The following is an 11,712-nucleotide window of genomic DNA, read 5'->3' on the forward strand; positions in this document are numbered from 1 at the left end:
TTACTTTCACCCCCTACAATGAAACTAAGAAAACGTAAGTGATAAAAATTTACACTTGTTTCATAAAGTGAGGAGGTAACGTGATGGAATTAATAATTGACCACGTAACAAAAAAATATGGTGAGAAAATAGCACTGAATGATTGTAGTTTACATTTAAAATCGGGAGTATTAGGACTTTTAGGACCGAACGGTGCGGGGAAGTCTACACTTATGCGTATGCTAGCAACAATTGAACAACCGACGGATGGTAGCGTGGTATGGGATGGGGAAAATATTCAAAAGAAACCGAAGTTGTTACGTTCGCAAATTGGATATTTACCACAAGACTTTGGCGTCTATCCAAATATGAACGCGGTCGAATTTTTAGAGTATATCGCAGCGATGAAAGGTTTATCAATGAGCTCTTCAAAAAAGCGAATTAATGAGCTGCTTGAAGCGCTGAACTTAACGAATGATCGAAAACGACTATTAGGTGGATACTCTGGTGGAATGCGGCAAAGAGTTGGAATTGCACAAGCGTTATTAAATGACCCGAAATTATTGATTGTAGATGAGCCGACAGTAGGATTGGATCCTGAAGAAAGAATTAGATTTAGAAATTTATTATCTAGTCTTTCTACGGATAGAATTGTTATTTTATCGACGCATATTGTAACGGATATTGAATCAATTGCGACAGATATTGCTTTATTATCAAAAGGAAATGTATTAGCTCATATGAAACCTGAACAACTATTAAAGCATGTAGAGGGAAAAGTATGGGAATGGGTTATACCAGCTTCTGAGTTACATCATGTTCAAAAGAAATATATAGTAAGTAGTGCAGTTCACCGGATTGATGGCATTCATGCGCGCATTGTTTCGGATAATGCACCTAGTACTAAGGCGCATATGATTGCAGCCTCACTTGAAGATGCTTATCTTTATTATGTTTCTTCGCTGGGAGGTGGGAAAATTGAACAATGTATATAATCTACTATATTTCATTAAAAAAAATTTAATTAGACAAATGAGAAGTTATCCATTTTTAATCGTAATTGGACTAACGGTTTTTTTGGGGTATGCATGTGTGCCAGCAACTTCTTCTGGCTATGAAGTATTTGAACTTGGCGGTGTGAGAGGAGTATATAATTCGAATTGGCTTGGTGGTATGGGAGCGATGATTTCTTCTTTATTTCTATGGTTGTTTGGTTTCTATATGTTAAGAAGCCAAATTTCAGATGATCAACGATTAGGAATAGGACAATTGATTGCTGCTTCACCTATAAGTGAATTTCAATATATTTTCAGTAAAACAATTTCTAATTTTGTTGTGTTAGTCGTCATTGAAATGGTATTTATGATTGCTTTTATCATTATGCAATTTATACGGGGGGAAGATTTTTCGTTTCAATTAGGTGGTTATGTATATCCACTGCTTTATATCGTGTTTCCTTCATTGGCGCTTTTAGCGGCATTGACTACCTTCTTTGATGTATTTCCTGGTTTAAAGGGCGTAGTTGGAAATATTGTTTTCTTTTTTTTGTGGGTTTTCTTGGGGATTATGGCGATGGAGCAACCAAATAATTATTGGGATGTCTTTGGTTTACATATAATTAGTTCTGACATGCTTCAGGATGCAGTGAGTAAGTTTGAATTTTTAAGCAGGGGTGAAGAAAATCGAAGTTTTGGCTATTATCCAATAGAGGGGCAGATGCAAACATTTCAATGGGATGGAGTGCATTGGACCAGTGAAATATTGATAACGCGTTTTATTTGGTTGGGGATTACATTGGTACTCATTTTGCTTACTTCACTTGTATTTCACAGATTTAGTATGCCTAGTAAAGGGAAAAAGAAGATAACTGAGTTAAGACAAGGGAACGAATTAATTGCTATGAGTGAACATAGTAATAATTTATTTACATTGACTTCTATAACGAGAACAAAGGGTGTTAGCATGTTGCGTTTAGTAAAAGCTGAGTTATCTATTATGTTAAAAGGCTTTTCGATTTGGTGGTATGTAATTGCAATTGGACTGATCGCATTTGGGTTGATATGTCCAGTAAATATAGCAAGAGAGTGGCTATCTATCATTATGATTTGGCCAATTGCAATTTGGTCACAGATGATGACGAGAGAAAAATACTATGGTACGGATCAAATTGTTATTTCGAGTTGTTCCCCATTGTATAAGTTTTTTGCAGCATGGATTTCAGGTGTTATCGTGGGCCTCATTATCTCCAGTGGTCTTATCATTCAATTTATATTAATTGAAGATATTTCATTCTTGTTTTCTTGGCTTAGCGGTATAGTATTCATTCCAACGCTAGCGTTAGTATTTGGAGTGTGGAGCCGAACGCATAAATTGTTTGAAGTCGTGTATATACTTTTATGGTATTTAGGGCCAGTGAATCATCTTCCATATGTAGACTTCTTAGGAATATCAACATCATACGCTATTTTGTATATGGGGTTATCTATCTTATTGCTAAGTATTGCATTAATTGGACAGTTGCAGCAAATGGGAAGGCTACGGCTAATATTCAAGTAAGTAGTCAAGAGGGGTGATGTAATGAAGGGTATCAAAGAGAAAATATATTTATTTTCATCTATAAGTCTAATGACTTTAAGTCTAGTAGCTTGTGGTACAAAAGAGAGTGAAGCGCCAGTCTCCAAACAGTTCGCCGTGAAAAATATAAATGAGATTGATATAAAAACAGTAGGAGAAAATATTAAACTTCATTCTACAACAGAAAAAGATATTAAAGTTGATACAGGAGAAGTGAAAGATGCAAAGGTAAAAGAAGATGGGGAGAAATTAGAGATTATCACGGAGAATTCGACGTCTATTGTGAATTTGAAAACAGCTACTGTACATGTATATCTTCCTGAAAAAACATATAAAAAAATAGATGTTAAAACAGAATCAGGTGAGGTAATAAGTGAAAATATAGCAGCTGAACAATTGAATTTGTATAGCGATTCAAGTGATATGACAATAAAAGAGTATAAAGGAAACAATATAACAGGAGTTTCCAAATCAGGAGGGATTACGTTACAGGGAGTGGAAGGAAGCTTCGATATTCAAAACGACACGGGAGAGGTGAATGTATCCGCTGTTTCAAATCTAAAAAATGAAAGTAAAATAAAAACCGAATCATCTCATATAAATATAAACTTTAAGAGAGAGCCAAAAAATCTAGAGGTTGACTTGTCAACGCGTGCGGGTCAAATAAAAAATGAATTTTCACTTTCAACTGGTGAAAAAGGAAACAATCATAAAGTAAAAGGTCGTATAGGAACTGGAAAAGAGAATGATACAAAGCTAACGGTGCAGTCTATGACAGGAACGATTGAGTTAAAACGTAATGAGTAATGAGAGTGTGAAACAGCTTTAAAAAATAAAGTTCGATTATGAAAGATACATTCTGAATGGATACTCTCGCTCTACTTAGAATATGTTTGTACAGTATAAATCTCTTTATAGGTGTGTTTATTTAAGCTTTTTAAATTATTCTAGACTGCTCTTCATCAGTGCACTGTATACTCTCTTTTTCTTGACATGAATATCATATAGTATTAATATACCGGGGAGTATATTAATACTATATACATGGTAAAAACGTCTAATGAAAAGGAGTACAGGGTGTCATGCGAAGGAAAAAAGAATTAACAAATTCGAATTCGAAACGACAGTTATCGAACATTTTAGCCCAAACGGTTAAAACCGGAATTATTAAATCGAATTTGGTCCCAATGTTTGCTGGGTTAACATTGGCTTTATATAAATATAAGATTAGCCCGTTTGAGAAAATTCCAGAGATTATATTTGCTTTCATCGGTTCTATTTTAATCATAGGTGCAGCAGGGGCTTTTAATAATCTGTATGATCGTGATATTGATTCGATTATGGAGAGAACAAAAAATAGACCAACTGTAACCGGAGAAATAAGCTCTAAGGCTGTATTATGGCTTGGAATATTGATGACAATCTCCGGATTAGTATTTCTTGCACTAACCACATATTTAGCAGCCTTATTAGGGTTTTTAGGCTTATTTTTGTATGTTGTACCGTATACAATGTGGAGTAAGAGAAGAACAATTTACAACACAGAAATTGGAAGTATTTCAGGAGCAATGCCACCACTCATTGGCTGGGCTGCTATTTATCCGGATATAATGCATCCGGCTATTATTGGGCTTTTTATCATAATGGTTATTTGGCAAATGCCTCATTTCTACGCTATAGCTATTCGTAAACATGATGAGTATAAGGCTGCAAAGGTTCCGATGCTTCCAGTAGTCAAAGGTGTTAAAAGAACATATATACAAACGAATATCTATTTAATTGTTTTAATTGGAATAAGTGTTCTTTTAGGAACTTTAAGCATTGGTCTTATGTTAGTAGCGCTTCTTTTAAGTATTTTATGGCTTGTTTTAAGCATTTATGGTTATAAAAAGATGGATTCAGAGAAATGGGCAAAATCATTGTTTATTTTTTCTCTTTTCCATATGACGATTTTATTTTCAACGATCATTATCTATTCCCTTATAGGTGTCTTTTTTGGAAGATGAATATAGGTAAGGAATGAAAAGTTTTAGAACGATTTAATTTGTAAAGAATAAGAAAAAACCAATTTCTCGTGTATTAGAATGAGAGATTGGTTTTTTAGCGTGTGAATAAATTTCACTTACGTTTGTGCTACTAAATTGAACGAAAGTAATCGTCACTTTAATAAAACTATATTTTTTTCGATAATAAGTACTATAGAGTTGGAAGTGTAATATGAATCGTTGTGCCTTTCTCTATTTCACTGTCTACATGAATGCTCCCGCCGTGTGCTGTTATAATTTTTTGAGCGATCGCCATTCCTAGGCCGGTGCCTTCACTTGAAACATTTGTAGTCGTCCCTCGGTAATATTGTTTAAATAAATTTTGCACCGTTACTTCATCCATACCGGCGCCAGTATCTTCTATTGTAATATGTACAGTATCCTTTAATAGAATGGATGTATGGATCTTTGTTTCTACAGGGTTATGTAAGACGGCGTTCATAAATAAATTTTGCAAAGAGCGATGTAGTAATTTTGTATCAATAGGAATAATAATGTTTGTTTTGTCTGCGTGAAAGCTAAAATGATAGTGTTCAGATCGTGGATCATTTGTCATATCAGCTATCATTCTTCTTGTAAATTCAATGATATTTATTTCTTCTTTTTTTAGCGGGATTTGTGAATCATGAAGGCGGAACGAGAGGTTTAAGTCTTCAATTAACGCCTTCATATGGTCCCCTTTTTGTTGAATCTCTTGCAGAAACTTCTCTTTTTCTTCCTCACTCCATTCATGATCGGGTGATAACATAAGTGCACTGTACCCTGTAATATAAGTGAGAGGTGTCTTTAAATCATGAGAGATTCCTGCCATCCATTCGCGTTTCATTTTCTCAAGTTGTTCTCGTTCATTCTCTATTTCTCGTAATCTATTTGTTAAATGTTCTATATTTAGAAAGACGTCTTTATATAAGCGATAAGGGCCTTTTAATTTTCCAGTTTTTTTATTGTACATTTGTTTCGTACTTTCTGGAGTTACATAAGAGCCTTCTGCTAGATGGTTAATCCATGAAATTATTCGAAATAAAGGTTTCCCGATATGCCACCCATATATAATAGCACCTAAAATAAGAGTACATATAAATAGACTAAAAACGATAAGAGCTTCTGTGTCCTTGTTATCCTTATTTATTCCAATAAGAGGTAGTATGCCTTCCATGAAGATTGCCATGAAAATACCCATAAAAAAAGTACCGATACATAAACTACGAATAAAATGAAAGCCTAGTCGAAAACCAATTTTCATTTTTTTTGCTCCTTAGTATGCGGGATAAATTTATAGCCAATTCCTCTCAAATTAACAATGTATGTGGGGGATTTAGGATCTTCTTCTATTTTTTTACGTAATTTAGAAATATGTATTACTACTGTTTTATCATCACCCATGGAAGTCAGTCCCCATACTTGTTCGTACAATTGTTCAGCAGTAAAAATTCGATTTGGATGTGTGCATAAGAAAGTAAGTAATTCTAGTTCTTTAGCAGTGCAATGTACAGATTCTCCGTTTACTGTTATCAGTCCCTCGCTTGGATATAGAGAAAAGGATTCAAAATGTAAGTTTGAATGTTCTGCTTGGAGGTTATTTAGCAGCATACTTTGTCTACGTAATTGGACATTAATTCGGGCAGCGACTTCTAAAGGATTAAATGGTTTCGTTATATAATCATCTCCGCCAATTCCTAAGCCTGTTAATTTATCTAAATCGCTAGAGCGCGCTGTCACAAATAGAATGGGGGTATTTGTATAGTTACGTATTTGTCTACATAATTCGAAGCCGTCTATATCTGGTAGCATAACATCGAGTAAGATAATATCGAATGGATGATTTTTAACTAAGTTTAACGTCTCACTTCCGTTTAGAGCGGTTGTTATATGCGTGAAGTTTTCTTTTTTTAGCGTAAGTACTAACATATCTAATATGCCTTGTTCATCATCTACTAAAAGGATTTTTTCTGTTCTCATTATAAATCCACCTTTACATGTTTTTCGAATCTGTTAGAAAGACTTTTGGAAAATATTTCACATGTAATAGTGTAACATAATACTATTTTGCTAGATAAAAAATAACAACAAAGAACTATTCTTTGTTGTTATTTTGATAATCAAATTAATTCATTTGTACTAATGGTTCAATTTTAGCCATAAATGCTTGATGGAGTGCCTCTACACCATCGACTAAGTGTAGACGATCAATAACAACAGATATTTTAATTTCAGATGTACTTACCATTTTAATATGGATATTTTCGTCTTTTAATGTAGAGAACATGTCAGCGGCAACACCTGGATTGGATACCATGCCAGATCCAACAATAGACACTTTAGCTAGATGATTTTCATATTCTACAGATTCATAGTGAAGTGCTTCTTGATTTTGTTCTAATACTTCTAATGTTTCTCTTAAGTCACCCGAATGAATAGAGAAGGATAGATGTACAGTACCTTCATTTGTAATACTTTGAATAATAATATCAACGTTAATGTGAGCGGTAGCCAACGTAGAGAAAACAGTTGAAAGTACTCCTTGTTCTAATCCTTTAATTGTTACGCGTGTAATATTATCTTCAAATGCAATACCTTTTACGATTGATTGTTGTTCCATGTTACATTCTCCCCTTACAATTGTTCCGTTTTCTTGTTCCATACTTGAACGAACTTCTAAAACTACGTTATGATTTTTCGCGAATTCAACAGCACGTGGATGCAGTACACCAGCACCAAGATTTGCGAGCTCTAACATTTCATCATAAGAAATTTCATTGAGTTTATAGGCACTGTTTACAACGCGTGGGTCAGTCGTGTAGACACCTGTTACGTCTGTGTAAATATCACATTTTTTCGCTTTTAGTGCAGCAGCTAATGCAACAGCAGTTGTATCAGAACCACCGCGGCCAAGTGTGGTAATTTCGTTTTCTTCACTTAATCCTTGGAAACCAGCAACAATTACAATCGTACCTTCTTGTAAATGTGATTGAATGCGTTCTGTATGAATATCAGTAATCCGTGCGCTACTATGTACGGACTCTGTCGTAATGCCAGCTTGCCAACCAGTTAGTGAAATGGCATTATACCCTTTTGTCTGTAATGCCATTGTTAATAGTGAAATGGTTACTTGTTCGCCAGTTGTTAGAAGCATGTCCATTTCGCGTTTACTTGGATTTTCTGTAATAGCGGTAGCGAGTGCAACGAGTTCATCCGTACTTTTTCCCATTGCAGAAACAACAGAAACAACGCTATGACCTTGCCCGTATTCCTCAATAATTAAATCTGCTACATGTTGAATGCGCTGGATACTTCCGACAGAAGTACCACCGAATTTTTGAACAATCGTTTCCATTACAAATTCCTTCTTTCGTCCGTTTTTATTTATAAATTAGGAAAGGTATAAAAAACATATAAGAGAGAAATGTATAAATCCCCCAGTATTCCTGTAGTTACCGGAAAGAAAAACAAAAAACACCATCTCAAATAGGTGAGGATGGTGCTGTTACAGGAAAAGGGAAACAGAAAAAGGAGCTAATAAAAAAACCGCCAAAAAAGGAATACCATATAAAACATGATATCTCTTTTTTGTAGATAGCTCTTCATATATACACGTCTGTACATATGACAGTTCTGTTTCTATTCGAAAACAGCCCCAATTAATAAATGCAGAGAAATTTATTAATTTCGGCAACACTTCCTTTTTTCTAAATTCATCGACATCTCTGTGTCTCCTTTAGAATACTTATAAGCGTTGCAACCTCTATCTCACGTTTTGGGCGAGAGTGTTTGGTTTATGAAGTTGTTTGGTAACATTTGTTTTATAATAATTAAAATATTTTAGGAAATCAAGTGCTTTATTAATATTTTGAAAATTGAATCTTTTTTTAGAGAGAATTTAATAAAAGAATTATCTGAAAAATATAGCGGGAACCATTTTTTACATATACATTAGTGATATAGATATAGAGTGATTGGAGGATAGTGGATGAAGAAGCAGAAACCGATTTATGTTCAAACAGAAATGGAAACATCGATGGATGAACTCTGGAAGTATACACAAGATCCAATGTTACATACAGAGTGGGATGCTCGGTTTACCGAAATATCATATTTAGAGAAACAAGATGATGAACCACAACGTTTTTTATACAAAACGAAAATCGGTTTCGGGCTTGAAATAGTTGGTGAAGGGGAATCGGTAGGGGAATTCCAAAAGGAAACAGGAGAAAGAATATCTTCGTTAAAATTTTGGACAGACAATAGACTTTCATTGATACAAATAGGAAGAGGTTATTGGAAATATACACCGAATGGAGAAAAGATTTGCTTTGAAACGCAGTATGATTATGAGACGAGATTTGGTGGTGTAGGGAGAATTATAGATTCATATGTATTTCGGCCGCTATTAGGATGGGCGACAGCATGGAGCTTTGATGCTTTAAAATTATGGTTAGAAAAAGGGTTGCATCCTCGCTTGTTAATAAGAAAATCGATTACGTATTGGCTTATTTGTTTTTTACTTTCTTTTGTATGGATGTATCAAGGGCTTATGCCAAAAGTATTATTTAATCACCCAGAAGAGGTACAGATGTTTTCTGTATTTATTGGTTTAAACAAAAATAGCATTCTTGCTCTTAAAATAATTGGCTTTTTAGAAATAGGATTCGGGATCATGTGGTTGCTGCCGTTTCAAAAACAGAAGTTATTGCTGCTGCACATTATTATTTTAATTGGTTTAACCATAGTAGCAGGATTCACAAATATTTTGAGTTTTATCCAACCATTTAACCCCATTTCCTTAAATTTTATATTAATTGGATTATCAATTATTGGGTATATGAACAGTAGTGATTTACCAAGAGCGAAAAATTGTAAGAGAAAAAGAAGGGGGTAAATGCGTGGCTAGCATCTATGAACTATTATTAGGAGAATCTTATCAGCAGCTACATCCAAAATTACAAAAACGTTATGCAATTACGGAAAACAATAGTTTTATGGGTGAAGGGAAAATGGATGAAATTGATGAGGGATCGTTCCTTGTCAAAATGCTTTTAAGAGTTGCATCTAAGTTTCACATGTTCTTTTCAGAAAGAGGAAAAGAAGTACCGTTTACAATACATAATATTGCTGAAGAGGATGCGAAAGGAAATGTTTTTGTAAGGTGGAATCGGATGTTTCGGTTTGATAACAAAAAACGTTATTTCAATGCCGTTATGTACCTGAATACAAAACAGAATGAAATTATTGATTACTTTGGTGAACCGCATTTGCTCGTATCAACACTTGCGTTTTATGTTGATGAAGAAGGAGCAATGCATATCTCATCAAAAAAACAATGGTTTTACATACTTGGGAAGAAAATATCACTACCCAAATTTTTATATGGAGAGGCGAAAGTTATAGAGAGCTATGATGATGTATTAAACTGTTACAAAATTCATGTTCAAGTACGAAATCCATTGTTTGGCCCGCTTTTCTCATATAAGGGAACGTTTGTAGAAAGGGATCAGACTAGATGGGAAATATAATTCTTGGCCTTATTTGTTATATGATTTTTCTTATATTGGAATGGTCGAAATTAAATCCTGTTGAATCAATTATATTACTATCTATTCTCCTATTCATACCAATGGCACTTTGTATTGTTGATAAGGAGAAAAGAGATGGATCTCAGGTGTCATTTTATAAACTTGTATCGTTATTTTATCCAGTTGCTGCAATCAGTGCAACGCTTGCTTTTATAACAGATTATTTTTTGTTTGCAATTATTTGGTTGATATATACAGGCATTATTGCGTTATTCGGTGTAAGTAGATTGTTAGAAAGAGGATGGAAGCCGTTAGAAGAGACGGCAATTGATAGTGGGTTTATTTATTTGTTTTTAGGGGGTTTTTGGTTCTTTGCCTCTGTAGCGAATATATCCATTATGCAGTTTAGTTCAGATATTGTTTTGCTTACAGCAGCTCACTTTCATTATTCAGCCTTTTTACTACCTTTATCTGTAGGTTTACTTGGGAGAAAGCAACAAAAGAAAAGTAAACTATATAAATTTATCACGGTTATTATTGTTATTTCACCGATGACAGTAGCGATTGGTATTACTTATTCAAGAACATTCGAATTTTATGCGGTATTAGTTTATCTCATTTCACTTTATGCTTATAGTATTTATGTATGGAAAACAAAATTCACTTCGATAATTGCAAAAATTCTTCTAATCATTTCATCGAGTACACTTATGATAACAATTTTGTTTTCGCTCGTATATTCATACGGAAACTTTAAACAAGTTATGACAATCACAATTACGCAAATGGTTTGGATTCATGGTGTTATGAATGGAATTGGTGTAACATTGCCCGCTTTTATTGGCTGGATGATTGAAAAGAATGTGCCAGCTTACATTCATTATGGAAAACCGATGAGTCGTATCAAAGGGAAGATGAAAGTAGGAGGAACAGATTTTATAGAGGAGAAGATGCATACAGGTCTTATAGATCAAATGAGTGATTTTCATAGTATGCAGTTTGATGAAAGAAAAGTATCTCCACTTATCATTGATTTTTATGAGCGTACGAAAAATTTTCAATTAAAAGCAAATATTAAGTGGTCTCATTGGTTTCGTCCCTTTGCTTTTCTCTATGAAAAAATAAGTAGACATGTACAGCAAATTCATTTAGGAATGGGAAATAGGTGGGAAGTCATGCATGGTAATATCATTGCGATAAAAGGTGAACGAGATGGTAGAGAAGATGTGAGAGCATGGATTCGAAAAAATGAACAGGATGAAACAATCTTTGTAGCTCTTTACTCGCAGCATACATATAGCGGAGATACATATATGAATATTGCTTTGCCGCTACCATTTTCTAATATGACGGGTATTTTAAAATTACGTAATGATAACAAAGATCTTATCATTACTAGTCAGTTAAGAGAGAGTACAAAAGGAGACGAAGGGATTTATTTACATACCCCTTTCTTTACGATTCGATTACCGTTAGCTGAGACTTTTACGATAAAAGAAAAAACTGATCAGATTTTGACAGCGCACCATCAAATGTGGGTGTTTTGTGTGAGGTTTTTAGAGATTGATTATGAGATTGAGAGAATGAGGGAGAATAGACATTAA

10 protein-coding genes and 1 riboswitch are annotated in these 11,712 nt (G+C 34.2%); of the genes, 7 read left to right on the plus strand and 3 right to left on the minus strand.

The genetic code is table 11. The annotated features are described in order from the left end of the window. Positions 1–83: 83 nt before the first annotated feature. The 4 genes from ACM6HU_RS04550 (at position 84) to cyoE (ending at position 4,559) form a co-directional block, all read left to right on the plus strand. A complete protein-coding gene (locus tag ACM6HU_RS04550; RefSeq protein WP_016114335.1) occupies positions 84–974 on the plus strand; it encodes an ABC transporter ATP-binding protein in 891 nt (296 codons plus the stop codon). Next, positions 958–2,535, plus strand: coding sequence for a hypothetical protein (locus ACM6HU_RS04555; RefSeq protein ID WP_016114336.1), 1,578 nt, complete (start codon positions 958–960; stop codon positions 2,533–2,535). The genes ACM6HU_RS04550 and ACM6HU_RS04555 overlap by 17 nt, the downstream gene beginning before the upstream one ends. 21 nt (positions 2,536–2,556) lie before the next feature. Beyond that, entirely contained in the window at positions 2,557–3,360 is an 804-nt protein-coding gene (locus tag ACM6HU_RS04560) for a DUF4097 family beta strand repeat-containing protein (RefSeq protein ID WP_077295096.1), read from the plus strand. Between the two features lie 275 nt (positions 3,361–3,635). Next, the gene (gene cyoE, locus ACM6HU_RS04565; RefSeq protein WP_016114338.1) at positions 3,636–4,559 is read left to right on the plus strand and encodes a heme o synthase; all 924 of its coding nucleotides are present in this window, start codon (positions 3,636–3,638) and stop codon (positions 4,557–4,559) included. A gap of 190 nt (positions 4,560–4,749) precedes the next feature. Here cyoE and ACM6HU_RS04570 read toward each other — a convergent pair whose 3' ends face one another. From ACM6HU_RS04570 to ACM6HU_RS04580, 3 genes are all read right to left on the minus strand, one after another. Next, positions 4,750–5,841 carry a sensor histidine kinase gene (locus ACM6HU_RS04570; RefSeq protein ID WP_016132712.1) on the minus strand — a complete coding sequence of 364 codons (1,092 nt, stop codon included), beginning with the start codon at positions 5,839–5,841 and terminating at the stop codon, positions 4,750–4,752. Beyond that, positions 5,838–6,557 (minus strand): response regulator transcription factor, encoded by a 720-nt coding sequence (locus tag ACM6HU_RS04575; protein WP_414848012.1) that lies wholly within the window; start codon positions 6,555–6,557, stop codon positions 5,838–5,840. Before ACM6HU_RS04575 ends, ACM6HU_RS04570 begins: the two co-directional genes overlap by 4 nt. 145 nt (positions 6,558–6,702) lie before the next feature. After that, positions 6,703–7,932 (minus strand): aspartate kinase, encoded by a 1,230-nt coding sequence (locus ACM6HU_RS04580; protein ID WP_016114341.1) that lies wholly within the window; start codon positions 7,930–7,932, stop codon positions 6,703–6,705. Between the two features lie 232 nt (positions 7,933–8,164). After that, a riboswitch (Lysine riboswitch) is annotated at positions 8,165–8,351 on the minus strand. Positions 8,352–8,565: 214 nt separating this feature from the next. Between ACM6HU_RS04580 and ACM6HU_RS04585 the strand changes: the two genes are divergently transcribed. Genes ACM6HU_RS04585 through ACM6HU_RS04595 form a run of 3 tightly spaced genes read left to right on the plus strand, consistent with a single transcriptional unit; the run spans position 8,566 to position 11,712 of the window. Further along, on the plus strand, positions 8,566–9,474 hold the full coding sequence (locus tag ACM6HU_RS04585; protein WP_414848013.1) for a DoxX-like family protein: 909 nt from the start codon (positions 8,566–8,568) through the stop codon (positions 9,472–9,474). 4 nt (positions 9,475–9,478) lie between these two features. After that, complete coding sequence (locus ACM6HU_RS04590) at positions 9,479–10,108, plus strand: DUF4166 domain-containing protein (protein ID WP_016114343.1); 630 nt, start codon at positions 9,479–9,481, stop codon at positions 10,106–10,108. Then, positions 10,096–11,712: a YndJ family protein gene (locus ACM6HU_RS04595; RefSeq protein WP_414848014.1), complete on the plus strand. Its 1,617-nt coding sequence runs from the start codon at positions 10,096–10,098 to the stop codon at positions 11,710–11,712. The genes ACM6HU_RS04590 and ACM6HU_RS04595 overlap by 13 nt, the downstream gene beginning before the upstream one ends.

The sequence above is a fragment of the Bacillus sp. IT-79MI2 genome, from assembly GCF_949768135.1.
GTDB classification, from domain to species: domain Bacteria; phylum Bacillota; class Bacilli; order Bacillales; family Bacillaceae_G; genus Bacillus_A; species Bacillus_A pseudomycoides.

Excerpts from the sequence above, each read along its gene's own strand:
- ACM6HU_RS04550 (WP_016114335.1), top strand. The coding sequence starts at position 84 with ATGGAATTAATAATTGACCACGTAACAAAAAAATATGGTGAGAAAATA.
- ACM6HU_RS04560 (WP_077295096.1), top strand. The coding sequence starts at position 2,557 with ATGAAGGGTATCAAAGAGAAAATATATTTATTTTCATCTATAAGTCTA.
- cyoE (WP_016114338.1), top strand. The coding sequence starts at position 3,636 with ATGCGAAGGAAAAAAGAATTAACAAATTCGAATTCGAAACGACAGTTA.
- ACM6HU_RS04570 (WP_016132712.1), bottom strand. The coding sequence starts at position 5,841 with ATGAAAATTGGTTTTCGACTAGGCTTTCATTTTATTCGTAGTTTATGT.
- ACM6HU_RS04575 (WP_414848012.1), bottom strand. The coding sequence starts at position 6,557 with ATGAGAACAGAAAAAATCCTTTTAGTAGATGATGAACAAGGCATATTA.
- ACM6HU_RS04580 (WP_016114341.1), bottom strand. The coding sequence starts at position 7,932 with ATGGAAACGATTGTTCAAAAATTCGGTGGTACTTCTGTCGGAAGTATC.
- ACM6HU_RS04585 (WP_414848013.1), top strand. The coding sequence starts at position 8,566 with ATGAAGAAGCAGAAACCGATTTATGTTCAAACAGAAATGGAAACATCG.
- ACM6HU_RS04595 (WP_414848014.1), top strand. The coding sequence starts at position 10,096 with ATGGGAAATATAATTCTTGGCCTTATTTGTTATATGATTTTTCTTATA.